This window comes from Kiloniella laminariae DSM 19542 (assembly GCF_000374005.1).
Taxonomy (GTDB): Bacteria; Pseudomonadota; Alphaproteobacteria; order Kiloniellales; family Kiloniellaceae; genus Kiloniella; species Kiloniella laminariae.
Window position 1 is genome coordinate 74,961 of record NZ_KB893135.1, and the last position, 23,951, is coordinate 98,911.

General features: G+C 52.9%; 22 protein-coding genes. 10 read left to right on the top strand and 12 right to left on the bottom strand.

Features of this window, described 5'->3' with window-relative positions:
* The first annotated feature begins 70 nt into the window (after nt 1–70).
* Nucleotides 71–874: a hypothetical protein gene (locus tag B152_RS0104925; RefSeq protein ID WP_020591280.1), complete on the top strand. Its 804-nt coding sequence runs from the start codon at nt 71–73 to the stop codon at nt 872–874.
* Nucleotides 875–889: 15 nt separating this feature from the next.
* On the opposite strand, the gene B152_RS26500 is transcribed toward B152_RS0104925, so the two are convergent.
* From B152_RS26500 to hglS, 4 genes are all read right to left on the bottom strand, one after another.
* A complete protein-coding gene (locus B152_RS26500; RefSeq protein ID WP_281168709.1) occupies nt 890–1,024 on the bottom strand; it encodes a PIN domain-containing protein in 135 nt (44 codons plus the stop codon).
* The gene (locus tag B152_RS25960) at nt 1,021–1,803 is read right to left on the bottom strand and encodes a hypothetical protein (protein ID WP_157230851.1); all 783 of its coding nucleotides are present in this window, start codon (nt 1,801–1,803) and stop codon (nt 1,021–1,023) included. The genes B152_RS26500 and B152_RS25960 overlap by 4 nt, the downstream gene beginning before the upstream one ends.
* A 204-nt stretch (nt 1,804–2,007) precedes the next feature.
* Nucleotides 2,008–3,489, bottom strand: a complete 1,482-nt coding sequence (locus B152_RS0104945; protein ID WP_020591284.1) for an FAD-binding oxidoreductase — start codon at nt 3,487–3,489, stop codon at nt 2,008–2,010.
* A gap of 62 nt (nt 3,490–3,551) precedes the next feature.
* Nucleotides 3,552–5,030 carry a 2-oxoadipate dioxygenase/decarboxylase HglS gene (gene hglS, locus B152_RS0104950; protein WP_020591285.1) on the bottom strand — a complete coding sequence of 493 codons (1,479 nt, stop codon included), beginning with the start codon at nt 5,028–5,030 and terminating at the stop codon, nt 3,552–3,554.
* Nucleotides 5,031–5,325: 295 nt separating this feature from the next.
* On the opposite strand from hglS, the gene B152_RS0104955 reads away from it, so the two are divergent.
* Nucleotides 5,326–5,733: a hypothetical protein gene (locus B152_RS0104955; RefSeq protein ID WP_020591286.1), complete on the top strand. Its 408-nt coding sequence runs from the start codon at nt 5,326–5,328 to the stop codon at nt 5,731–5,733.
* Nucleotides 5,734–5,759: 26 nt separating this feature from the next.
* On the opposite strand, the gene B152_RS0104960 is transcribed toward B152_RS0104955, so the two are convergent.
* A complete protein-coding gene (locus B152_RS0104960; protein WP_020591287.1) occupies nt 5,760–6,587 on the bottom strand; it encodes a substrate-binding periplasmic protein in 828 nt (275 codons plus the stop codon).
* A 380-nt stretch (nt 6,588–6,967) separates the two neighbouring features.
* Between B152_RS0104960 and sugE the strand changes: the two genes are divergently transcribed.
* From sugE to B152_RS0104975, 3 genes are all read left to right on the top strand, one after another.
* Nucleotides 6,968–7,288: a quaternary ammonium compound efflux SMR transporter SugE gene (sugE, locus tag B152_RS0104965; protein WP_020591288.1), complete on the top strand. Its 321-nt coding sequence runs from the start codon at nt 6,968–6,970 to the stop codon at nt 7,286–7,288.
* Nucleotides 7,289–7,318: 30 nt separating this feature from the next.
* Nucleotides 7,319–8,011, top strand: coding sequence for a hypothetical protein (locus tag B152_RS0104970; protein WP_020591289.1), 693 nt, complete (start codon nt 7,319–7,321; stop codon nt 8,009–8,011).
* Between the two features lie 446 nt (nt 8,012–8,457).
* Nucleotides 8,458–10,431 carry a methyl-accepting chemotaxis protein gene (locus B152_RS0104975; protein WP_020591290.1) on the top strand — a complete coding sequence of 658 codons (1,974 nt, stop codon included), beginning with the start codon at nt 8,458–8,460 and terminating at the stop codon, nt 10,429–10,431.
* A gap of 165 nt (nt 10,432–10,596) precedes the next feature.
* On the opposite strand, the gene B152_RS0104980 is transcribed toward B152_RS0104975, so the two are convergent.
* Entirely contained in the window at nt 10,597–10,986 is a 390-nt protein-coding gene (locus tag B152_RS0104980; protein WP_020591291.1) for a VOC family protein, read from the bottom strand.
* An 80-nt stretch (nt 10,987–11,066) separates the two neighbouring features.
* The gene (locus tag B152_RS0104985) at nt 11,067–11,696 is read right to left on the bottom strand and encodes a PAS domain-containing protein (protein ID WP_020591292.1); all 630 of its coding nucleotides are present in this window, start codon (nt 11,694–11,696) and stop codon (nt 11,067–11,069) included.
* 618 nt (nt 11,697–12,314) lie between these two features.
* Here B152_RS0104985 and B152_RS0104995 point away from each other — a divergent pair.
* Nucleotides 12,315–12,851 carry a DUF1190 domain-containing protein gene (locus B152_RS0104995; protein WP_020591294.1) on the top strand — a complete coding sequence of 179 codons (537 nt, stop codon included), beginning with the start codon at nt 12,315–12,317 and terminating at the stop codon, nt 12,849–12,851.
* 55 nt (nt 12,852–12,906) lie between these two features.
* A complete protein-coding gene (locus B152_RS0105000) occupies nt 12,907–14,091 on the top strand; it encodes a glutathionylspermidine synthase family protein (RefSeq protein WP_020591295.1) in 1,185 nt (394 codons plus the stop codon).
* A 134-nt stretch (nt 14,092–14,225) separates the two neighbouring features.
* On the opposite strand, the gene speA is transcribed toward B152_RS0105000, so the two are convergent.
* The 4 genes from speA to B152_RS0105020 all read right to left on the bottom strand — a co-directional run bounded on the left by speA (nt 14,226) and on the right by B152_RS0105020 (nt 19,900).
* Entirely contained in the window at nt 14,226–16,112 is a 1,887-nt protein-coding gene (gene speA, locus B152_RS0105005) for a biosynthetic arginine decarboxylase (protein ID WP_020591296.1), read from the bottom strand.
* Between the two features lie 227 nt (nt 16,113–16,339).
* The gene (locus tag B152_RS0105010) at nt 16,340–17,581 is read right to left on the bottom strand and encodes a YncE family protein (protein ID WP_020591297.1); all 1,242 of its coding nucleotides are present in this window, start codon (nt 17,579–17,581) and stop codon (nt 16,340–16,342) included.
* Nucleotides 17,582–17,631: 50 nt separating this feature from the next.
* Nucleotides 17,632–18,762: a cytochrome-c peroxidase gene (locus B152_RS22585; RefSeq protein ID WP_020591298.1), complete on the bottom strand. Its 1,131-nt coding sequence runs from the start codon at nt 18,760–18,762 to the stop codon at nt 17,632–17,634.
* A gap of 10 nt (nt 18,763–18,772) precedes the next feature.
* Nucleotides 18,773–19,900 (bottom strand): hypothetical protein, encoded by a 1,128-nt coding sequence (locus tag B152_RS0105020; protein WP_020591299.1) that lies wholly within the window; start codon nt 19,898–19,900, stop codon nt 18,773–18,775.
* Nucleotides 19,901–20,410: 510 nt separating this feature from the next.
* Here B152_RS0105020 and B152_RS24990 point away from each other — a divergent pair.
* The 3 genes from B152_RS24990 (at nt 20,411) to B152_RS0105040 (ending at nt 23,049) form a co-directional block, all read left to right on the top strand.
* Nucleotides 20,411–21,130, top strand: a complete 720-nt coding sequence (locus B152_RS24990) for an MCP four helix bundle domain-containing protein (protein ID WP_020591300.1) — start codon at nt 20,411–20,413, stop codon at nt 21,128–21,130.
* Complete coding sequence (locus B152_RS24740) at nt 21,066–22,112, top strand: methyl-accepting chemotaxis protein (protein WP_020591301.1); 1,047 nt, start codon at nt 21,066–21,068, stop codon at nt 22,110–22,112. The genes B152_RS24990 and B152_RS24740 overlap by 65 nt, the downstream gene beginning before the upstream one ends.
* Before the next feature lie 370 nt (nt 22,113–22,482).
* Nucleotides 22,483–23,049 carry a hypothetical protein gene (locus B152_RS0105040; RefSeq protein WP_020591303.1) on the top strand — a complete coding sequence of 189 codons (567 nt, stop codon included), beginning with the start codon at nt 22,483–22,485 and terminating at the stop codon, nt 23,047–23,049.
* Nucleotides 23,050–23,188: 139 nt separating this feature from the next.
* Here B152_RS0105040 and B152_RS0105045 read toward each other — a convergent pair whose 3' ends face one another.
* Complete coding sequence (locus B152_RS0105045; protein WP_020591304.1) at nt 23,189–23,902, bottom strand: hypothetical protein; 714 nt, start codon at nt 23,900–23,902, stop codon at nt 23,189–23,191.
* Between the last annotated feature and the right edge of the window lie 49 nt (nt 23,903–23,951).

Below are 23,951 nucleotides of genomic sequence, written 5' to 3' on the forward strand. Positions count from 1 at the left end.
GCATCACCTGCCGCGAAAAATTGATACCTTTACGGCACAGGCAACGGGCAACAGGATCTTGGTTTTCAGAATGAAATCCCCGGCAACCGCGCAGAATCCAAAGGACCATATTGATCTGGCGATCCAGCAACTCAAAAAAGGGGCGTTTATCCAGAACTCCGAGGTCACTGACGAAGTTTACGTCAAGCTCTATGGCTTTGGCGAAGATGCCGTAGCGCCGTTGCTTCAGGAGTTGCAAAAAATTGACCTGACTCGATTGGAACACAAAAATGTGCTGTCCCTGATCAGCGGGATGAGCACCATTCTGCACGATCTGGACGAAACAGCATCATGTACCTTTATCACCAAGGCCTTGGAACAGAAATGTCATCCCGCAATCCGGCAAGCACTCGAAATTGTCGCACGCTTCAGCCTTGATGATTACCGCGCAACCACTCTTGGTACTATCAGGATATTCGAAGACAAAACCATCGACCTCAAACAGCAGGCAAGCCACAAGGTCGAAGGCTGGCTGCAGAACCTCCCTGCCGAAGATCAGGGCAGGATCTCGCGGATCTACATCCTCCCCGAACGGGAAAGTTACGACTACACCACCTACTACCGCCCCCGCTTCAACATCATCACCTTGAGATGGGACAGCTACGCAAAACCGGATAACCGGATCTTGCAGGTCATTTTCGGCAGAGGTCTGGATTTCCTGCGCGAAGTCGGGTTTTATCAGGAAGCCGGACATTGCCATTATGGTCATACAGAATTTGATAAAGATGAGAAGAAAGAAGCCCGGATATATGGAGCCAGGATCATGCGGACTCTTTACCCAAAACTGACGTCAGTCCTCAGGATCTTGAACAAGATTCTGCCTGAAAAAGCCTGAGTCTTTTCTTCTGCGTTACCAGATTGTCGCCACATGCTCATAGCCCAGGATCTTGCTCTCGGCGGTAATCAGCGGGATGGCGAATTTGCGGGCGGTGGCGACAATCATCCGGCCCGCCGGGTCGGTGCCTATAGCGAGCAACCCAGTCAAGACGGATCCCAATCACTCCCGCCAACAGGCTCATCGGGATATTCAAGTTTCACAACGGCTCCCCGAAGCAGGGTCAGCGGATCAGTCTCGAGCTGTTTTATTTTTTTGACCTCATGCGTTGGTTTGCCATGATCATTGATGATCTTGTTATGGCGTTTCTCAGCTATACTTTTCAATTTAAGATTCTGCTGTTCATGGTCCATTCGCCATTCTGTGAGAAGATCCCTATACTTTTCTCGATCAAAATTTAATGGATCAAAAAAATGGAACCTCCCTTTATCACGTGCTCTAATAAAAATTACCCTTCGTATAGAGCTTAAAGGTAAATCCCCAATGTGTGCAGCCTCAATATAAGGCATGATATTTCTAGAAAATTGCTTCTTATTTTTCCAAGATTCCAGAAGTTTATCACCGGAAATAAATGAAGACAGTATATTCCTTCTTTCTACCTCTAGCCATACAGCCCCGGCCCAATTGCTCCGAAAAGGAGCAAACTCTCTCCAAGTACTAATGGGACATCTTTTTTGATATGCGATTGGATCAAAATCGAAAAAATCAAAAAGGCTAACGCCTTCGATTGAACGGACAAACGGGAATAAAGCTGATCCTCTTCGGGTATTCCATCTTTCGGAATCTGGAATGTCAGGCTCAGGACGTATCGCACCGTCTTTCAGTATGCCAAGAAACCGTTCTGGATGTGTTGTATGCCATAATCGGCCCCACAACTCTCTCCACACAGGCCCGATTTCTTCGACCGTTTTGTCATGACACACAGACATTGATTACCCGTGGTTATTCTTCAAAACAAAGATATACCCATGTGATCATGGATCACAGCACTACCATTCTCAGAATACCACAATTTAATAGAAAATACCTTACGCGGTCTTGCTTTACAAAACCTGGATGGTCCGGAAGGGGAAATTCTCCTTCCGGTTTCTTCAATTTCAACAGCCAGTGGCTCAATATCTCCGCTGAAACCCCTACCCCAGCTTGACCGCGCCCAGATGTCCGGGGGAGGTCAGGTCTTTCAGTCCGGCAGCGAGGCTTTTGATTTTTTCCGGGGTGTAGCTGTCATAGAAGCTCTGGTTGCTGCGGCCAATGGCGTGTTCGGCGGAAAAGCTGCCTTTGAAGTCGGTTACGCGGGTGACGACCCAGTTGCGCAGGGCGGGGATAAAGCTTTCATCAGTCAGGCGCGGGTCGTCCTTGGCGATGGCGAGGTTGAAGTGCAGGCCACCGTCACCGATGTGACCAAAGTCACAGATGCGCACCTCGGGGAAGTGTTTGGGCAGCTCCACCGCCATGGCGGCGCGGAAGTCCATCAGCACACCCCGGCGGAAAGATACGTCAAAGGGCACCAGCTTGCCGGCGTGTTTGACCCCTTCGGACAGGGCGTGGCGCAGCGACCACATTTCCTCGGGCCGCCCGATAAAGGCATTGGCCAGCGGTTCGCCCTCGAACTCCCAGATCTCGGCCAGTACGGCTTCGAGCAGGTCGTCCAGGCTTTCTTCGGTTTCGCGTTTGTCCCAGCTGCGCGAGACCTCGGCGAGGATGGCATAGCCGGGCAGCTCACCGCCGGGAAAGGGATTGCGCAGCGAGGGTACGTGATCAAAGGCACAGGCCATGGCCTCGGCCGACATGCCTTCAAAGGCGGTAAGCTGGCTGCCACAGCGTTCTTCCAGCGCGCGCAACAGTGGCAAGACGGCGGCTTCATCGCGCGGCACCAGCAGGGCGGCGGCAGATTGTTTGGGCAGACGTTCAACATTCAGCACCGCTTCGGTGATCACGCCGTAGACCCCGGAAGTGCCGATAAAAATCTGTTTCCAATCCACCCCGGTGTTGTCCTTGCGCAGGCCCGACATGAAGTCCAGCTCTGTCCCCTGATCATCGGCCAGCACCACCTTGATACCCAGGGTATTCTGGCGCACATCACCATAGCGCAGGAAACGCGCGCCACCGGTATTGGTTGCGATCATGCCGCCAATGCGCGGGTCTGCGCCCAGATCGATGGGAAAGCTGTAGCCGCGTTCGGCCAGAAAACTGTTGAGATCTGACAGGCGCACCCCGGCCCCGACGGTGACCGAGCGGTTGTCTTCGTCCAGCTCCATCGTTCCGCTCAGACGGTCCAGACTGAGCACGCCCTGTGTTCCTGTGGCATCCGGGGTCGAGGCTCCGACCAACCCGCTGTTGCCCGATTGCGGGATCACGGTGATGCCTTGGGCCACGCAACAGGCCAACACCTGCGAGACCTCGCTGGAGGTCGCCGGGCGGACGACAAACGCGGCCTTGCCCGCGCCATAGCGGACACAGGTTTCATAAGGCAAAAGATCGTTCCCCGCTCCCCCTTCAGAAGGCAGCAACAGCCCCTTGTCCCCGACAATGGCTTTCAGGGCCGCAAGCTGTTCAGCCGGGACGCCTGTTGCCCCGGTTTCATCGTTGAGAGGTCGCTGGTTTGACTTGATCATGAAGCGGGTTCTTTTTTACGGTCATTGGAACAGGTTATCAGAAAGCAAGCATAGCAGCCTGATCAGGCGGCAACAGCCTTGTTTTCACCAGAACCTTTATCTCCTGATTTTTCCGCCAGACGCGCAAGACAGGCCTGTAGGGATGCCTGCTCCAGCGCGGCATAGAGCGTGAATTCATCCTGCACCTTTGCCCCCAGCGCCGCTTCAAAGCTGCTCTGGCTCGGGTTGGCATAGACCACATCGGCTCCGGTTTCGCCCAGATTGGCCCCCAGATTAGACTGGAAAATTCCGGCGGCAGAGACTGGCAGGAAGTCTTCGTAGACAATCGGATCAAAGCGCAGCAGACCGACTTCCAGCAGCCCTTCCAGGGTTCCGCTGATGCCGACAGAACGGGCCAGTTCCTCGCCGCGCTCATTCAGGCTGTAACGGAAATAACCCAGTCCCTGCGCGCGCAACTCGGCATAGCTGTCGGGGAAGGCTTTGAAGCTCTCGACCAGCAGCGTTTCATAGTCACCTTCACCGGAACGCACGCGCGCCCGGGTCTGCTCCAGCAACTGGTCATAAAGGGCACGACCTTTTGGCGTCAGGGCCAGACCGCGCTGTTCGATTTCACCAAAGCGCGCGGTGTGCGATCCCTCGGCCCAGTTCACCCCCGTCGCAGAACCGCTCGCCGCTTTGAAAAGAACCTTTTCCTCCAGTGCCTTGAACGAGGTCTGGCGCAGCAGGATCGGGCAGTCACGCCGGGGCGGTCCCTCGACCACTTCTTTTGGATTGATACCGCGCGCAGGCATGGCGGCCTGCACCGCATCAATATCGAGCGTGCGCGGGGTCAGGTGATTGATGTGCGGACCGTGGAAACTGACGATATCGGCAATCAAACGGTGCTCGTCGTGCAGGCGCTGATAAAGTTCCTGATCCACAATGGCCTTGCTGTGCCAACGGAAGGTTTCCAGCGCCTCGGTGACAAAGCGGGCCGCGTCTTCCGCATCAAGACCATTTTGGGTTTCGGCCCGCTCGATCAGATTGCGCAGGGCGGGGGTAAAGATATCGCGCGCGTCCAGGACCTTTTGCGCGGCGTCGCGCAGGTCCGCATCGGCAATCAGCTCCAGCCGCAGCAGCGAAGTGAAAACCCGGAAAGGATTGTGGCTCAGATCGTCTTCGGCAATGGGGCGAAAAGCGGTGGAATGCACCGGAATGCCTGCCACAGCCAGATCATAATAGCTTACAGGTTCCATACCCATCACGGCAAAAAGACGGCGCAGGGTGAAAAGCTCTTCGGCGGTGCCGACCCGGATCGCCCCGTGGCGTTCCTCGCTCAGACGCGCCAGCCCGTTGCTGTGTTCCAGCTGCTCGCTCAGGGCGACATCATCGGCCAGACGTGTGGCGTTGATATCTTCGACCAGATCCATCAGCTCGCCATAGGCCGGAACCTCCTCGCGGTACATCGCCGACATGGCGCGGGAAAACTGTACCCGGATTTCGTTTGCAGAAACGAGGCCAGAAACAGGACCTGACTTTGACTGAAGATTATCGTTACTCATCACCAAAACTTCCTTCGCACACGCAGAACAAAAACAATCTGCCACCTTTATCGTCGCGTCTTATACAGCCTCAAAAGCAGACAAGACAAGAGATCAGAGTGCCAGATATAGCACCCCGCAGTGCGCCAAAGAAAACAGTGTTTTCTCATTACTTTATGAGTTATACGAATGAACCTGCCACAAAGGCCAACGCCTTATCTTCAATAAGATGCTTGAGGCACTTATCTGAAAGACAAGATCATAAAAACCAACAGAACTGTGCATCCACAGTTGGTCCGGGGGATTTACTTTCACAATGCGTACTGTTTTCAGAGCATTTTTCTTTCTCGCTATTCTGGGCCTCTTCATCTGCGGTCTCTTGTGGTTAACAGCAGAAAGTGCGCAATGGCGTTTAGGACTAAGTACCGTTTTTGAAATGATCCCAAAAAAAATCCCCGAAACGATTAATGGTACGACACCCTCGAAGTTTCTGATTTCTCTGGGATTCCCGCTGTTATTTATCGCCATGCTTATAGCGCGTGCGCGACGGGGAAAAAGAATGAAAGGCGGCAGCTTTTACAATGAGCTGGGGCTTCCGACTGCCCGGGAAAACCAACCGGAATATTTCTGTGATCATACTGCAAACAGCGCCGAAGTCCGTCCACCTCCCCCCAAACCGGACCAACAGGAGCAGATCAACAAGAACAAGATTATATTTGACTAAGTCTGATCCGGAAACTTTACCCTGGCCTATTCCAGCCCGTGACGCCTTATGATCGCCTTGTAGGTCCCGTCCTGCCACATTTCCCTGAGCTTTTCCTCGAACCTGTCGAGGATAATCTGGTAATCCGCTCGCTGGCGACTGATGCCTATATACAGGTTTTTGACCTCAACAGGCTTGCTGGAATAATGCAGGGGGACTTCGTTCTTCAGGATCTGGCGGTTGGTATAGCTGGCGACAAAGGCATCTCCGATTGTGGCATCAATCCGGCCATCCACCAGCTTGCGGATATTGGTTTCCAGATCAATGGACTCGTCGCGTTTGAAATTGTCTGCTGCCAGAAATTCTTCGGGATAGGCATAATCCCGCCCGACCCCGACCACCAGTCCTGCCAGATCTGAAATCATCTCAACCTTGCGGGCTGTATCCTTGCGGGTGATCAGCACCAGACTGTTAAAAGCCAGCACCGGACCATAGGCAATGATATCAAGACGCTCCTCGGAAAACCAGAGCCCGGGAATGATATCCACACTGCCCTGCTCGACCTGTTTCAGAACCCGCGACCAGGGCGCAGGCCTGACCACTGTTTCATAGCCCGCCCGTTTCATCCCTTCCTGTATCAATTCAGTTGCAAACCCACTGTCGGGAAGATCCTCTCCCGTATAGGGCGCCCAGGTATAAAGCCCGATGGAAAGCGGCGCTTCAGCCCGGGCTGTCCCGCTCCCGGAAAGCAGGCCCAGAAAAAAAGCACCCGAAAAAAGAACACCGGAAACAAGAAGAAAAGAAACCAGGGCAAATAAAAGGGAAAAACGCGGGATATAAACTGGCCCGTTTTTTTTCGGTACACCATGCGACAAGGGTCATCAGTCACCTGCTGAAGGTAAAACAGTTGTGCTACAGTGCCCCTCACAGGCAGAAGTCTAGCAAAAAAATCCCTTTCTGTCCTGTAAAATCCCCGATCACGACCACCAGAGAGTGCCTGCCCGTTCCCGGATAACAAGCAGAAGAAAACTGTCCGAGCTCTATTACCACGACGAAAAACACCACATCTCAATTCCGGATTGTGCAATCCTCCGTCACTTGGCACCATGGACAAACACAGAGGCTTCCCTCTGTAATTCTGTCAGGGCATTACAGGGCAGGAGGAGACCGCCAATGCACTATCCGATTGATATACTCGAGCCGGTGGCAGTGGCACTATCCCCAGATCTTGTTTGCAAATTGAGGAAAAATAATCATGGCATGGGTTTATCTGATACTCGCAGGAATGCTTGAATGTGGCTGGGCCATCGGGTTGAAATATGCCGATGGCTGGACCAGACTTGTCCCCTCCCTGCTGACAGTGCTTGCCATGGCTGCCAGTTTCTGGCTGCTGTCCGCAGCGATGAAAAGCATTCCCGTTGGCACGGCCTATGCCGTCTGGACCGGGATCGGCACCATCGGCGTTGCAGTACTCGGCATGATCCTGTTTGACGAGCCGCGCGATATCATGCGTATTCTCTGTCTGCTCATGATCGTTGCCGGCATTGCCGGGTTGAAAATATTCTCTCCGGCATAAAGCCCAGATACCTTCAAATGAACCAGCCAGATGCCTGACCAGTCCAACGTCCCCACAGAACAGAACTCCGCTAAGGAGATCCCATCGGAAGAGCTGCCTGATCCGGCAGTTTTAGCCCGCCAACATCTGGCAGCACGACTGGCCATTCGTCCGCCCGCTGGCTCCCGCATCAAGCTTGACTGGAACCAGGGCTATCCCCGTTTGGTAATTCCCTATCGTAAAGCGCGGATCTGGCATTATCTCTTCGGGACGATTTTCCTGTTTATTTGCGGCTTGTGCCTCTTGGCAACCTTTAGCTTCATTCAACCTAGCGAAACGCTCTCCATCGGCGACCGCATCACCATGGCGATTATCGTCATGGGAGCAGGCGCAATTTCCGGTATCTTCAGCTACCGTTTGATGGGACCGCCTCTGCCACAGGTTTTCCTGCTTAAAAAGACCCACTGTGTTTTTGATACGGGCTGCACCCGTGCCAGCATCGGTGCCTTTATCATTCGCATCTGTGACAGAACAAGTTCCCCGATGGCCTTGTTCGGATTTCGTCGCAAGTTGACCCTGACGCCTGCCGCCCTGACAGTCCTGCATCTGGGGAAACCCGAAGAAGAGACCCCCCTGGTTTTTATCAATGGAGACGAAGGTTTTTATCTTGCCCCGGATCTGCGCCCCGAAGACAGGATCTGGTTGCACGATTATCTCTTCGGACATTATCTACAAAATAAATGATACGATGCTGTTTAAGGCTGAGACACCAATCTGGCACCGTATAAAAGAACCGCTGAATCTTGGCAGCCATGACCTTGGCCTTGTCGGAAATCCCATATACCTATGACCGACACGACACAGCACAGCAGGCAACCTTAGTCGGAACGCCAACAAGCCCTTGCCAAAACAGCTGTTGGGAAGGGCCAGGGGCTCCCCCCCGGGTCATTGAGAACAACATCACAAACTACAGCTATTAATTGATTCTCCCTTAGTAAAAACACCCATGCCTGTAATAAAAAATTCATACACCCCCGAAACAACTATGGTAAAATGAATAAAATTTTAATCTTTTATGAATATACTTTGTATACTTACACAATCGTATGTTTGCTTAGCCAGCAAACCTGCAAGACAAGACAACGCTCGCGCAAGTCATTGTTACTTAATAATTATACGGGAGACAAACCGTGTTAACGCGATACCTGTCTTTTAAAAATGCCAAGCTTATCTATCAGGTCAATCTGACCAGTCTGGTCGCTTTGCTCGGCTTTGTCCTCATCGGCATTGTCCTTTTCAACAGTTCCTCAACGGTCCTTTCCTCCCAGGAATCACAGACGGCATCAGCCCAAAGCACGGTTCTGGTTGACAAAGTCAAATACGAATTTCTCAATGCCCGGCGAAAAGAAAAAGACTTTCTGATCCGCCTTGATGCCAAATACATCGGTGAGCATGCCGAAACAGTCGATACTGCCAAGGCCAAACTACAGGAACTGCGTGGATATTATTCCAACCCCGAAGTCTTGTCCGCCATTGATGCATCCTTTGAAGGCATCAACCTCTATCAGGCACAATTCAAAAAAGTGACTGACGCCTGGCAAGAACTTGGCCTCAGCGAAGAGGAAGGCCTGCAGGGAAAGCTGCGTAAATCAGTTCATGAAGTGGAAACCAAACTCAAGGAGTTCAAGAACGACCATTTGCTGGTCACCATGCTGATGCTACGCCGCCACGAAAAAGACTTCCTGCTGCGCCTGAATGATAAATACATCGGCACAATGGCTGAACGTGTCACAGAATTCAAAGGTCGATTGGCGAGTTCAGATCTTCCCGTCGATGCTCAAAAGACCATTACTGATCTGCTTGACACATACCACAAGGATTTCAACGCCCTGGCCGGGAAACGTCTTGCCGTTGAGGCGGACACCAAGGTCCTGAGTTCGATTTTTGCCGATATGGAACCGCACTTTGAGCTTGTGTTTGACACCACCCTGGCCCACTTCGGCACGGCCACGAAAGAAGGCTCCGCCGCGGTCAAGAACAGTCAGGTCCTGACCCTTTCACTTATCGCGATCATCACTCTCCTGGTTTTGACAATCGGCTCCCTGATTGGCCGGGCCATCGCCAAACCGCTCAGAGGCTTGACGGATGCCATGGCCTCGCTGGCTGCCGGAGACAAAGAAACCGAAATCCCCGCCACAGAACGCCAGAACGAGCTGGGTGAAATGGGCCGGGCGGTTTTGGTTTTCAAGGAAAACATGATCAAGGCAGAAGAACTTGCTGCAGAGCAGGCCACAGAACAGGCAGAAAAGCTCCGCCGTACCGACAACCTGAACCGTCTGACCAAGGACTTCGAAGAGCACATAAAGAACATTCTTGGAACAGTCGCCAATGCTGTCGGGCAGATGGATGATACAGCAACCTTGATGAACTCTTCAGCTGATCAGGTCAGCCGACAGTCTGGCGAAGTCAGCCGCGCAGCAACCGAAGCCTCTTCCAACGTCCAGACCGTGGCTTCTGCTTCGGAAGAACTGGCCGCCTCGATCCGCGAAATCGGGTCACAGGTCTCTCGTTCGACCCATATCTCGTCTGATGCCGTCAAACAGGCCGACAGCACCAATAAGGCCATCCAGGGGCTGGCGGTGTCCGCTGAAAAGATTGGTGAAGTACTGAAGCTGATCAGCGATATTGCCGAACAGACCAACCTCTTGGCGCTTAACGCCACAATCGAGGCTGCCCGGGCCGGGGAAGCTGGAAAAGGCTTCGCCGTGGTTGCCGCCGAAGTCAAAAACCTAGCCAACCAGACCGGCAAAGCCACCGACGAGATCGGGGCGCAAATCGCCGACATCCAGAATGCCACCCGCTTGGCCGTTGACGCCATCGGTGGAATTGGCAAAACCATCAGCGACATCGATGAAATTGCTGCCGCCATTTCTGCAGCCGTTGAGGAACAGATGGCTGCGACCCAGGAAATTGCCCGGAATGTCGAACAGGCAGCTCGTGGTACCGAAGCCGTAACCCATAACATCGGATCCGTCAGTGTCGCCGCCAACGATAGTGAAGCGGCGGCCAAGAAGGTCAAACAGGCCTCAACCGAACTTTCCGGTGAGTCCGACAAGCTCAACAGCTATGTTACCAACTTCATTAGTGAGGTTAAATCAGCCTAGAGATCAATTCTCGTGTTACACTGCTGATACATATGAACAAGAGGCCCTGGAGAGAAATGCTCCAGAGCCTCTTTTGTTTCTCCCCTGAGTTGGGCCAACTCACCGAAGGCTGTCGTCCTTATACCCTATACCCTGTGTTGGATAACACCAGACTGTTCAGCCCCCCTAAGGCAGGCTTCCGGTAAACCAGTCTGGCTTGTCAAAATGTTGTATTTCAATGCGATAGCCATGTGGGGAGATAAAGAGCGAGGAATAGACCCCAAACTGCGTTGAATGAGAAGGCGGCTTGACATACGCCACCCCTTTGGCAGTTAGAAAACGGTGCCAGCCCTCAACGTCATCAGAAACCAGTGTAATGGTGACCCCTGCTTGCGAACGGGGGCGATCAGGAAGGCAACAGACCCCAAGATAACTTTGCCCCGTCAGACGAAAGATATGACAGGCACCTTGATCGACAACAAAATCAAGCTCCATGATTTCGCTGAAAAAGCGGGAGGCTTCGGCTAAATCATCACAATAGGTAAAAACCACCGACTGGTTGATCTCTGGTCGCATCGCTTACCCCTGACTATCCCGGAATGGCAAGCATATCAGTGTATAAGCCAGTGCAAAACCAGTATAAATTCAAACCACTATCAATCTCGTACAATAGGGGTAAATCCTGCTTCTCTGGCAGAAGAGCAGAACTGTCCCAGAGGCGACTGGTGAGAAATATCCCTGCGGCGGGCCTCAAATTTCTCATGGCAGTCTGCCTGTCCCGGCAATCGTTCCAGAGCTCCCAGAATATGGCTTACACGTCCCGTCTCATCAAGCAAAGGCAAGTGTATGGCTTCAAGAAAAACCCCGTCCCGCTCACCAAAACATAGACGCTCTTGAGAAAGATATCCTGTTCTATTTTGCGCGGCACGTTGATAGTTGTGCAGGATTTTCACAGCTGCAGGGCCAAAGGTGGAATAGTCGATATACTTCCCGGTAAACTTTTGATGTAACTTATCATTCAGGTAAGTTCCCTGCAAACGGATCAGAACAGAAAAGGGGTCATAGAAAAGCTGACAAAGAAAGATCTGCGGCCAGATCTGGCGTGGAACAGCCAAAGGATCAAATGACGTTTTCAACGGCAGATTTGGCTTTGCGGGTAATGACTTCCAGTAATCCAGAAGCCCACGCAGAACCGGGCTTTGAATCAAGAGGTCTTCGTCATTTACATTCGCGAACTCTGATTTTCTGGTTTCACCCTGCACATTGGGTTGCAGTATAGGGCTCATAGCATGTCTCCTGGCTCTGCTCATCAACAGACAAGTGGAGTAATGCGCTTTCTAATCCGACGGCGATCACCCATATAAATGGTTACACGCCATCCGAATAGCCCCCTATCACAAAATACCAGGCATTTGAGATAAATCCAGCTGATATTTTTAAAGCGAAGGGTTAGTGTACCATAGGTTGAGTTTTTTTTCAAAACCATACTTAACAAGACGTTATTTTTTCTCGGGAAATATATATCAACTCTTGTAAATGACCTATCCTCTTCTGAATACAGCATCATTTGCCGACCCTCTGCCAGTATGGGCAAGAACCTCAATACTCAATTTACAAAATAATCCTACTCCACAGGCAATGATTTCCTGCCTCGAAACGCCTCTCACCAGAGAACCCTGCTCTCCCCAAATGGCCAAACGTACAACAAGGCAACAACATTCTGTCGATCAGAATATTTCTTACCTTCCCCGCTTGGAATATGCCTGCTCCGCCCCCATATACAGCAGTCACAGTGGTATCTTCTTGCCCCATTTGATATTTCTGTTATTTCTCGTCTGCAATCTGTTACCTGATATTTTTTTGTCGATTTGCCCCCTCTCTTGCCTGTTACTCACGGAGTTCCCATGAAAAGATCCAGTTCCCTGAAACTCGCCTTTATGGGTGCCAGTGCCCTTGCACTCACCGCCTGCGACCAGCCTCAGGACGTCGCGATCTTTGAATCGGTTGAACAGTGCAGCCAACAGGACGGCTTTGACAGTAACAGCTGTCAGCAGAACATGGACCTGGCCCGTCAAGAGCACATCGCGGTTGCCCCGAAATACAGTGTGATTGAAGACTGCGAAGCCGATTTTGGCGCGGCAAGTTGTGAGATCGCCCCGGTACAGACCCAAAGCGGTGGCTCGGTCTTCATGCCCCTGATGATGGGCTACATGATGGGCAATATGCTCAGCGGCAATTCCCGCGTGGCAACCCAGCCGCTTTACCGTTCCAAGGATGATCCGTCCAACTTCCGTACCGCTGACAATCAGAAGGTCGCCGGGAAAACCGGGCTCTCTACCGTCCCCGGCAAGGTGGCAAAAGCCCCGACCGTCAAGACCAGCACCCTGCGCCGTGGAGGCTTTGGTGCCTCGGCCCCGAGCCTGCGAAGCTTCGGCGGCTAGGTAACCACAGACAGGTTCAGACAGACAATCTGCGACAGACCACAGGGATAAAAGCATGGAACGGATCTCGATCGAGGAACGCGACGACTGGCGCAGCCAGGCAGAGGAAGTCGGGTTTGATTTTCACACCTTTGACGGCGAGCCCTATTGGGATGAAACCGCCTGCTACCGCTTCAGCCTTGCCCAGATCGAGAACGACATCGAGGACCCGAGCGCCGATATCGAAAATCTCTGTTTCGAAGTGGTCGAACGCGCAATCAATGACAGTGAAGTCATGGCCCGCCTCGCCATCCCCGAGACGTTCTGGGACTACATTCGTAACAGCTGGCTGAACCGCGAGAAAAACCTCTATGGCCGCCTGGACTTTTCCTATGACGGCAAAGGCCCGGCCAAGCTGCTCGAATACAATGCCGACACCCCAACCGCGCTTTATGAAAGCGCCGTATTTCAATGGCTCTGGCTCGAACAGGCAATGGAACGCGAGATCATCCCTGCGGGCTGTGACCAGTTCAACTCCCTTCACGAAGCGCTGGTGGAGGCCTTCAAAACAGCTGATATCGAAGGCCCCTTCCACCTCGCCTCCTGTCAGGGCAGCCCGGAAGACGAAGGGACCGTGCGCTATCTTGAAGAATGCGCCCGTCAGGCGGGACTGAATACAAAATTTCTCTATATTGAAGACATCGGCATTGATCCAGACGGCCACTTTACCGATCTGGATGATATGGGTATCGCGACCCTGTTCAAGCTCTACCCCTGGGAATGGATCATGAACGACGAGTTCGGCAAATCTGTGCCAAACAGTGGCTTGCGTTTTATCGAACCCGGCTGGAAGGCCATCCTCTCCAACAAGGGCCTGATGCCGCTGCTGTGGGAAATGTTTGAAGGCCACCCGAACCTGCTGCCGTCTTTCTTCGAGGACGACCCGCGCATTTCCCAGCTGGGCGATCTCTCAATGGTTCCCGGCCTCACCAGCGGCTATGTCCGCAAGCCGCTGTTTTCCCGCGAAGGCAGCAACGTCCAGATCATCCGCCCCGGCCAGCGCCCGATCTCGGTCGAAGGCCCCTATGGCAGCGAAGGTGCGATCATTCAAGCGCTGCATCCCCTGCCGGTCTTTGAGGGCAATCACACCGTCATCGGCTCCTGGCTGGTGGCCAGCAAGCCCTGCGGCATTGGCATCCGCGAAGACGACAGTCCCATTACCAAGGACAGCTCCCGCTTCCTGCCGCATGTGATTTACTAGCCCCCCTTTCAGGCCCCCGGGTTCGCCAACAGAAAAAGCCGCCTGGAAATAACCTCCAGGCGGCTTTTTCTTTTACAGGATCTGGTTCGTGATCTTGCTCAGGTCAGCTGATCCGCTTCAGGTGCAAATCCGCGTCAGGCATAGTAGGTCGGACCACTGATAATCGCCCGATAGGCCGAGATCAGCTGTTTGCGATCCGCCGCCGTCAGGCTGTCGGACGCCGTGCGGTCAACCATCTGGCGGAAGGCATCGATACAGTCACGCGGGTCATATTCCACATAGGAAAGCACCTCGCTCACAGTATCGCCTTCCTGCTCGTGCAGCAGATCAAAGCCACCCTCCTTGCGCAGCTCGATGGTCGCAATATTGGTGTCACCGAACAGGTTGTGCAGATCGCCGAGCGTTTCCTGATAGGCCCCGATGAAAAACACCCCGACATAATAGGGTGTATCGTCATCCAGCGAATGGATCGGCAGCGACGGTGAAACACCGTTGGCCAGAATGAACTTGTCGATCTTGCCATCGGAATCACAGGTGATATCCGACAGCACCGCCCGGCGATCCGGCTGTTCGTTCAGCCGTTGCAGCGGGGCGACGGGATGCAGCTGGTCAATCGCCCAGGTATCCGGCAGCGATTGGAACAGCGAGAAGTTGCAGTGATAGATATCCACCAGTTTTTCCAGCTGTTCGTCAATCACCGGATCAACCCCGATGGCTGGTGCCAGCTCTTTGATTTTGGCCATGACGTGCAGATAGATCCGCTCTGCCCGCGCCATTTCCCGCAGGCCGATATACCCCCGGCGAAAGAAAGCCCGCAATTCGGTGCGATAGAAGGACGCGTCGTTGAGCGATTCCTGCAGACGCTCCAGACTGAGATAGTCCGGAATTTTGGCCAGTTCGGAAACCAGATGATGATCATCGGCTTCCGGCTCCGGCGCTGACTTGGCGTCATAGAGCGTTGTTTCGAGAACGTTGAAAATCAGCATGGCCGAAGAGCCAACAACCGCCCGGCCACTTTCCGTCACCAGTGTCGGATGGGTAATCTCGGCTTCATTCAGCACAAAAGAAACCGTATCCACCACGTTGGTACAGTATTCAGCCATGCTATAGTTGATCGAGTTTTCGTTGGCCGCTTTTTCGCCGGTGTAGTCGATGCCCAGCCCACCACCGAGATCCAGATGGGTCAGCGGTACGCCTTCCTGGGTGAGCTCGACAAAATAGCGCGCTGCCTCGCCCACAGCGCGACGGACATCGTTCACATCCGGAATTTGTGACCCAAGATGAGAGTGCTGCAGCTTGAGACAATGCAACAGGCCTTCGTCCTTTAGCCTGTCGATGACGGAAACCAGCTGATCGGTATGCATGCCAAAGGTCGAGCGGTCGCCAGAACTCTTGGCCCAGTTTCCGCTGATCTGGTTGGTCAGCTTCACCCGCACACCCAACAAAGGCTCCTGCCCGGTTTCCTTGACCACCTGCAGAACCGTATCCAGCTCTTTCGGGCTTTCAAGAACAATGACAGTATTGAAACCCAGCTTGAGGGAAAGGATTGCCAGGCGGATAAAGTCCGCATCCTTGACACCATTGCAGATGATCATTGCGTCTTTGGCTAGATGATGGGCCAGGGCAATCGCCAGTTCCGGTTTTGATCCGGCTTCCAGCCCATGGGCAAACTGCCGACCACAATCCACAATCCTCTGAACCACCTGGGCTTGCTGATTGACCTTGATCGGGAAGACGCCGCGATAAACGCCCTGATAGTTACTGCGTTCGATCGCTGCGGCAAAAGACCGGTTGATCCCGATGATCGACTGCTCCAGGAATGAAGCAACGCGCACCAGAAGCGGTGCCTGAATACCGCGCTCGCCCAGATTTCGGACAATATCAGGCAAACTGGTGACAACAGCATCGGGTATCAGCGGATTTTTCAACCCGATATCGCCGTTGGGCATCACAGAAACCAGATCCATTCCCCACCTGTCCACGCCATAGACAGACTCACCAACACCATTGGTTTCAACCATTATAACCGATCCATTTTGTAAAAATAATTATCAGGCAGCTCTGAGGACTCTTTTATAGACATTCCCTATATAAACACAGATTAATCGGCGATATACAGGGAGAAATTTGATTTTTTTCTCGCCCCATGGTTAGGGCGCAGTCTACATCACCACAGACAGATTTCTGCAAGCGGGAACAATACCCATCACAATTCATCGCCGCCCTTCAGTCCTGAAGGAATGTCCCCTCAAGCCCCGGCGTTGGAACTGCTTTCGGCGACCTGGACCCCGAAGATCTGTGCATCCGGGACAGCCGGGATCACATAAAGAAAACCACGCAGCGGGTCCACATGGGAATAGGTGACGTTCTTCGCCCGCGTGCCGGGAATACGCAAGGGCGGTTTGCCACCACCTTTGCCCAGTGGGATGGTCTCGATCATGGTATTCTCTGCCGCAGCAATGGCTTCCAGTTCTTTCTTTTCCGCCTCTGACAGGGGCTCCCCACGGGATTTCAGTGTGTTGCTCAGGGCCTTGCTCACACCCAGATCTATAATCCCCAGTTTACGGGATTCCCCGCTGAGCACGGAAAGCAGATTGTTTTGCGGCGCGATGCTCATGCCAAAGGGGTATTTTACCGTGGGGATACGTTTTTCCACCCGGCGTTTTTTCATATCGACCACCGCGATTTCATGGGTGCGATAGTTGCTGACATAGGCCTTGCCCGTTTCCGGATGAACCGCGATCTGACAGCTGTCCCCGCCACCGAACTCTGGATAGGGATCATCGAGCCCGGGTGTTCCGGTCGGGATCACATCAAGCACTTCAAAATTGTCCAGACTGATCACGCTGAGGCTGGAATCATAAAAATTGACCACCAGAAGCTCGCGGTTGTCCGGCGTGACCGCGAGATCGAAAGGACTGCGTCCGACCTTGATCTCCTCGACCACCTTCAGATCATCAACCGAGATCACTGACACAGAGTTGCTGCCCATATTGGCGACAAAAGCCCACTGCCCCTTTTTGTCTACCGCCACCCCGTTCGGGCGCAGACCAACCGGGATCTGCTTGATCTCCTTGCGGCCTTTCATATCCACCACCGTCACAAAGGATTTTTTCTGCTGATCACCATCAAAGGCCGAGTGCGACACAAAACCCAGCTTGCCGCTGGGCGTAAAAGCAATTTCCCAGGGCTCGCGCTTGCCCGACAGCGAGATGGTATCAATCAGCTTGTAGCTTTTCATGTCTACCAGGCTGAGGTTGCTGCTTTCCTGATTGACACTGACCAGCGTCCGGTCATCCGGCATCAGGGTTGGCACGCCCGGATGTTCGCCTTTCAGATCAATCACTTTGATCTCGCGTCCGGCAATTTGCGCATGGGCGCGGTTTTGACGGAACAGAACATCCGTCTGCCAGGTCAAAAGACCATAGCCGATGCCTTTTAACAAACTGCGGCGGGTGACGTGTTGTTGTGTGGTTTTTGCGGTACCCATTTTTTTCACCTTTGTTTCGAGAATGAACAGACTGGGTTAATTAAGATATTTCAGGATTGATCCCTGCTTTCTGGCGGGCTTTCTGTGATCAGAGGAAACAGTCCCGTTCCGTCAGCGCAGGGACTGGTCAGCGCCTCGAGAAAAGCCACAAGGCTCCGTTTTTCCTCTTCCCTCAGACGCAGGGGCCGGATTGCCGGGTCAAGGTTTGGATTTCTCTCGCCACCCCGGTCGTAAAAATCGACCACAGCCATCAGATCCTTCAGGCTGCCATCGTGCATATAGGGGGCTGTCAGGGCGACATTGCGCAGCATCGGGGTTTTGAACTTGCCTTGATCCTCTGCCCGACCTGTTACCTCCTGCCGACCAGCGTCGACAAAGCCGTTTTTTGCCCCCACCCCGATATTGTGGAACCGCTGATCAGAATAGAGACTGGATGCCCCGCCAAAGGGATGGGTGCGCGGATGGTGGATCGTGTGACAGATCGAACAGTGTCCCTTGCCAACAAAAATCTCAAAGCCCTCCTGCGCCTGTGCGGAAAGGGCCGTCGGATCATTGCCATAGAGATAGCGATCCACCGCGCTGCCCCCGCCCCGCAGCTGTTGCAGGAAAATCCCGATGGCCCCCGCGACCTGTTCCATCACATTTTCACCGGGCGCGTAACGGGTCAGTTCTTCCGCCAGTACCGGACGCCCTGCAAGATACTCTTCAAGATGCTCTGGTCCGCTCCCCATCTCGTCCTCGTGGGTCAGGGCCTTGATAATCTGGCTCTCCAGATCCTCTGCCGCCCCGTCCCAAAGCAACTGCTTCAGATAGACCGTGTTCAAAACCGACGGCGCATTGCGACGGCCTGAACGCTGCGCCACGCCAACAGAAACCGCCCGGGGCTCGGCAAAGGCCAGCTCCGGCAGATGACAGCTCTGGCAACTGGTGGAACCATCCCTGGAAAGAGCCTTTTCTTCAAAGAGGGTCTGCCCCAGCCCGACCAGTCCGGAAAGGGCCTCTTCTTTCAAGCCTCCAGTATTCGCAGCAGCTGGTAGAGGCGGCAAGCCAACCAGACAGCTGTCCCTGACAGTCCCAGAAGCAGATGCAGAGCTTGCATCTGCCCCGCTGATACCCGCCATCAACAAAAAAACAACAGCGGCACAGGACCACCTGCCAAAGCTGGGGTGCCGGAAACCCATAACCCCGTCCCTAGGACTGTGGCGGGATGATGATGGTTTGCATCTGTTTGCGCGTCACATTCCCGGCGGAATCACTGGCACTGATCCAGATATCCAGTTCAGTGTTCGCGGCAAAGGGCCCGAGATAGGCCTGAAACAGGGTCGGTTCGACAAAATTGCCGTCGAGATAGGCCATGACCTTGTTGGAAAAGGTAATGCCGCCATCAACGGAAAACTCGACCTTGACGCCGCTGGCTTCCTTGATGCCCGAGTGTTCGTCTGTCGCCACCAGCTCGACATAAACCTCGCCGTCTGTGACCTCGACCACCGTGTCTTCGGAAATGGTTGGCGGCTGGTTATCTGAAACCGCATACCACTCCCGCTTGTCATAAATTGTCCAGCTTGCCAGGTCGATGGCAGAAAAGGTGATATCGCTGAAAGATCCATCCGGCACCGCCTCTCCGGCGCTCAGGGTGGCATAGCCCTGAACCGATCCGCCCGCGGGAATTTCTATTTCACTGCCTGCTGCTGGCACAGAAACCACAGACCAGCCCTCGGGCAAGTCATTATGAGCCAGCTCCAGCCTGATTTTCCTGGGGAGCGTTCCCGGATTGCCAAAGCGATAGGTGAAAAAATTTGTGCTCTGGGGGAAGACCCGGGTTTCGGTGTTATAGGTCTTGGAGTTGACATTGTTAAGGTCGTTGGCATCCCCCTCAAGAGTATCAACCGTGGCCCGGATTGAATAGTGCACCGCCTGGCGGTCAAGGCGGTCAATCAGCTGGTTGGCAGCCTTTGATCCCAGGATCTGGACAACAGCCCCGTCAAGCCCGCCTTCGTCACGACCGGGAACCACCACCGGAATACCCGGCCCGCTTTCCGGGCGGCTCATCAGCACATTGCCCAGTTCGTCGACAATTTCCAGCTTGACCTCGCCATGACCTTCATCCTGACCAAAATTACGGACCAGGACTTCTGCTTCGAAAATTTTCTGGGTATTGCGCCAGGCAATCAGGATTGCGGGTCGCTTGCTCAGGGTGCTGTCGGTGATGGCAAGGTCTATATCGTGCAGGCCATGGGCCGTTGCCCGTTCAATCGTACTGCCGGATAATCCGGTCATAAACACCAAGGGTAACAGGAACAACAATAGATATTTTAACATTGTCTACTCCTTGTTTTTTGAATTTTTCCTCTTCCAATACCTAACCAGTAAAAAATAATGGCCCCCAAGATACCTCTACCTAAAGGCGAATTCAAGGAAAAGAACCCATCCCATGGCTGTTGCCATGAAAGAACAGATTCTTGTATTTCATTTTTCCCCCGGGCTAAAACGCTCTCAATATTTCAAAAACATATCCGGACTCTATTACTTCCTTTCCGAAAGTGTTATCATGGGTTGTGTTAAATTGATCAATTGCACTTAATTATTTATTTGTGCACATACTAAGTTTACCAGAAGGGTTTTGACCGCGACGAGAGCTATTCACCCCGTTCGCCTCCAGGCAGGATCGACCGATCAATGTTTGATCAGCTCCCCCCTTGCGTGACTTTATTGCCCGCACAAGCCGAGTAGCAATAAAGGCGTCGTTCGAATTAAAGGCTCAATTTTTTGCCTTTCTGCAATGCAACAAAGAACAGGGTATTCCTCCTTACCTTTTGAAAGGAAAAGGTCATGAATATAGGCAATTTCAAACTATCCATAAAAATATACGCCATCGTCGGCCTCCTGACTTTGGTTGCTCTTGCTGTGACCATAACCGGGTTGGCTGGGCTGAACCGCCTCAGTGCAACCACTGACGACATAAATCTGACAGCAGCTGAAATGAGATACGCATCAGGGATCAGCCAGCGTATTCTTATCCTTAACCGGGCAGAATATCTTCTGGCTCTGACCCCCGGTGATGCCAGTGCAGTCACGCCTGTCATCGACACAACCTTCGAAGAAATCAGCGAGCGTTTTGCCAGCCTTCAGGCCACTGCAGGACCAAACCAGAAAAAGATGCTCGACAAAATTTCGGACATCCTGCCCCTCTACCAGAAAGAGCTTTCGGAAACTCTTGCCCTGGCCAATCAATACAGCACCTCGACCAATCTATCCCTACAACAACAAGAACTGCTCGCTTCGGTAAACTCCAGCAAAACCATAGCTTCAGACTTAAGATCAGCCATCAAAGCGTTCGTCGACTATACTGATAACAAGGGAACAAGAATGTCCGACACCGCCACCGAAGAAGCCAACAGCCTGATTACCTCCATGCTTGTCGTTGCAGTGAGCGGGCATCACCGTCGGCTTTGGTCTTGCCTGGTATATCTCCAGTATCGGAACCGTGCGGCCAATCAAACAGATTGTCAGCTGCCTGAAAGAACTCTCCGATGGGAACCTCACTGTTGATATTTTTGGTACAGAGCGAAAAGATGAAGTCGGTGAAATTGCCCAGATGACTTTGATTTTCAAACAAAACATGATCCGCAACCGGGAAATGGAACAGGAAAGTCAACGGGCCAAGGAAAAGGCAGCAGAAGAGAAAAAACGTTTGATGAACCAGATGGCCGATGACTTTGAAGCCAACGTAGGGTCGATCGTTGGCGCCGTCGCCAACTCGGCTTCTGAAATGCGGGTAACGGCAGAAAATGTCGCCGCCATTTCAGAAGAAACCAACGCCCAGGCAACCACCGTTTCCGCCGCTGCAGAAGAAGCCTCAGTCAGCGTCCAGACTGTCGCATCAGCTTCAGAGCAGCTTTCCAGCTCCATCAGCGAAATCAGTCGCCAGATGAGCCGTTCAACTGAAGTCTGCGAACAGGCGGTCAACGAGGTTTCCCGAACCAACAAGCAGGTACAGGGACTGGTCTCCTCCTCGACAAAAATCGGCGAAGTTGTTCAGTTGATCAGCGACATTTCTGAACAGACCAACCTCCTTGCCTTGAACGCGACGATTGAAGCTGCACGGGCTGGAGACGCGGGTAAAGGCTTTGCTGTAGTTGCCAGCGAGGTAAAAAATTTGGCCAGCCAGACCGGGAAAGCCACCGAAGAAATCGGCCGACAGGTCGCCGATGTCCAGACCGCAACCAAAGAAGCCGAAGAAGCGATCAAAACCATTGACAATGTTATCCAGACCATCAACGAGATTTCTTCTTCCATTGCCTCGGCTGTAGAACAACAGGGGGCAGCAACCAAGGAAATCGCCCGCAACATTCAGGAAGCTGCCACAGGCACAACGGAGGTTTCCTCGAATATTGTCGGGGTCAACAAGGCGGCTTCGGAAACCGGTGTTGCCAGCACTCAGGTTCTCTCTGCCGCCAATCTGCTGACAGAAAATTCAGACAAGCTGAAAACCCAGCTCAAGATCTTCCTCGACACAGTACGGGCTGCCTGAGCTGTTTTTGCCCCTGCACCAAAAGACCAGGTATTTCTCTGATACCTGGTCTTTCTATCTGCCCCCAAATCTTTTCAGGTCTTCCACTGGAATACTTGACCAAATCAGCCGGAAATTTCTTGTTGGCTTCGAAATTATTCCAGCAACCTCCCTGTTCAATAAACGGGATTTTCTGGTTGAACCATAGCCATCCCTCCTCTAAAAGCTGCAGAGAATGATAATAAACAACTTATGCCTTTGGCGGACTTCCCAAGATCAAAAATGAAAAACTCGCCCCCTTTCCACCTGCAAAACAGGTCGAATGTAAAGCAAGCCAAATAATTCTATCTACCCGCTTGCCAAAAGGTTTTGCTAACGAGGAAAAAGTATCATGAACCATAAATTCCGCCTGTTCTCAGCCGCAGCCCTTCTCCTTTCGGCCCTTCAGTTCAGCCCGGCTCTTCAAACTGCGGCGGCAAAAGAGCTGGCTGCCGAGGATTGTCCGATGGGTTTTGGCCCGGCCTCACAACAGGAAATCGTACAGCTTGCCTGTGAACGCCAGACGTCAAGCGACAGAAAAACCTACAACTTTATCGGCACCTGGTTCTGGGATAAGGGCACAAGTTTTGGGCGCCTGTATTACAAACCGATCAAAAGTTTTCAGGTCTGGAGGAAAGCGCCAAATATCACCAGGAAAGATGTCTATATCTGGCCTGATTTTGAAAATATCGCCGAAGACAGCATGCGTGAAATCTCCTGTGACGGCTACAAATGCTACAGCTTTCTTTTCCCCGAAGCGAACAGCAGCTGTCTCTGGTTTTATCGCGATCTGGTTTCCGGAAAACAGGCCAGCTCTGCCACTGATATCGTGACTGGCTTTGCCTGCACCAAGGAAAAAGACAAAACCTACAGCCCGGCAGAGGCCAAGGAACTTTTGCGCGAGATCACGACGAAATAGGTAATCTGGTAAAGCAATCGTCTTGCCCAGTTCCGGTTCTCAATCTCTAGTTTAATAGCGGACCAGCCTGAACCCGGGATGTTCAGGCTGGTACCAGTTCTGATTTCTCTCGCCAGATTACTCTGGCTGTTACAGGCGACTACGCCAGCAGGAACCAGAAATCCAGATCGACACTCTCAGGATCGAACAGGCTCAACAGTTCCTGACAGGTAGGGTCACTCAGGTAACCATTGCAAATCCGCCGGGCCGCCGCGAGGTTCTCGACAAAGCTGATTTCCGACCAGACACTGCTATTGACCTGCCCCATGAAATGCGCCCGCATTTCCGGCTGGTTCACCAGATAACGTTGCTCAATCCGGGTTGAAACCTCCTGCAGCTTCTCCGCCGTCAGGCTTTCCCCCGCCCGGGCTTTAAAGCTGCCGAATTCGATGCAGGCAAAATTCTCAGGGACCTGCTGCGCCGGGCTCAACAGACGGTTCGGGCTCATGCGCACGGTATCAGGACGGAGCAGGGCCATAAAAGCATGTGAACTTTCGTACTCCGGATACTTTTCCCCCATCTGCCGCAGCGCATCCGGGCTTTCCGCCAGAACGGCATCGGCAAACTGCCCCTTGAGGTTGCCAAGAAACCAGTGTCGGATAATTCCCGGCTGCTGATAGAGGAACTCCCGCCGCCAGGTCAGACAGGCTTCGATCAGGTCATCTCCCGCGACCTCCGGCCGTTTTTCATAGCGGGCAAAACCCATCGCAGAAAAAGCCTTTGTCGCCAAAGAACGGTCATTTGCATCCGTAACATCGACAGCCTGAACAGCAGTATCTTGAGTATCTTGTTTTCTCACAGGATCGTTTAACATCGGACATTTTTCCTTCAAACCATAGCGTCGATAAGTTCAACTTGTTGGG

Bases quoted from the DNA above. Each gene is read 5' to 3' on its own strand.
- B152_RS0104925 (WP_020591280.1), top strand. From the start codon at position 71: ATGAAATCCCCGGCAACCGCGCAGAATCCAAAGGACCATATTGATCTG.
- B152_RS25960 (WP_157230851.1), bottom strand. From the start codon at position 1,803: ATGTCTGTGTGTCATGACAAAACGGTCGAAGAAATCGGGCCTGTGTGG.
- B152_RS0104945 (WP_020591284.1), bottom strand. From the start codon at position 3,489: ATGATCAAGTCAAACCAGCGACCTCTCAACGATGAAACCGGGGCAACA.
- hglS (WP_020591285.1), bottom strand. From the start codon at position 5,030: ATGAGTAACGATAATCTTCAGTCAAAGTCAGGTCCTGTTTCTGGCCTC.
- B152_RS0104955 (WP_020591286.1), top strand. From the start codon at position 5,326: ATGCGTACTGTTTTCAGAGCATTTTTCTTTCTCGCTATTCTGGGCCTC.
- sugE (WP_020591288.1), top strand. From the start codon at position 6,968: ATGGCATGGGTTTATCTGATACTCGCAGGAATGCTTGAATGTGGCTGG.
- B152_RS0104970 (WP_020591289.1), top strand. From the start codon at position 7,319: ATGCCTGACCAGTCCAACGTCCCCACAGAACAGAACTCCGCTAAGGAG.
- B152_RS0104980 (WP_020591291.1), bottom strand. From the start codon at position 10,986: ATGCGACCAGAGATCAACCAGTCGGTGGTTTTTACCTATTGTGATGAT.
- B152_RS0104985 (WP_020591292.1), bottom strand. From the start codon at position 11,696: ATGAGCCCTATACTGCAACCCAATGTGCAGGGTGAAACCAGAAAATCA.
- B152_RS0104995 (WP_020591294.1), top strand. From the start codon at position 12,315: ATGAAAAGATCCAGTTCCCTGAAACTCGCCTTTATGGGTGCCAGTGCC.
- B152_RS0105000 (WP_020591295.1), top strand. From the start codon at position 12,907: ATGGAACGGATCTCGATCGAGGAACGCGACGACTGGCGCAGCCAGGCA.
- speA (WP_020591296.1), bottom strand. From the start codon at position 16,112: ATGGTTGAAACCAATGGTGTTGGTGAGTCTGTCTATGGCGTGGACAGG.
- B152_RS0105010 (WP_020591297.1), bottom strand. From the start codon at position 17,581: ATGGGTACCGCAAAAACCACACAACAACACGTCACCCGCCGCAGTTTG.
- B152_RS22585 (WP_020591298.1), bottom strand. From the start codon at position 18,762: ATGGGTTTCCGGCACCCCAGCTTTGGCAGGTGGTCCTGTGCCGCTGTT.
- B152_RS0105020 (WP_020591299.1), bottom strand. From the start codon at position 19,900: ATGTTAAAATATCTATTGTTGTTCCTGTTACCCTTGGTGTTTATGACC.
- B152_RS24990 (WP_020591300.1), top strand. From the start codon at position 20,411: ATGAATATAGGCAATTTCAAACTATCCATAAAAATATACGCCATCGTC.
- B152_RS0105040 (WP_020591303.1), top strand. From the start codon at position 22,483: ATGAACCATAAATTCCGCCTGTTCTCAGCCGCAGCCCTTCTCCTTTCG.
- B152_RS0105045 (WP_020591304.1), bottom strand. From the start codon at position 23,902: ATGTTAAACGATCCTGTGAGAAAACAAGATACTCAAGATACTGCTGTT.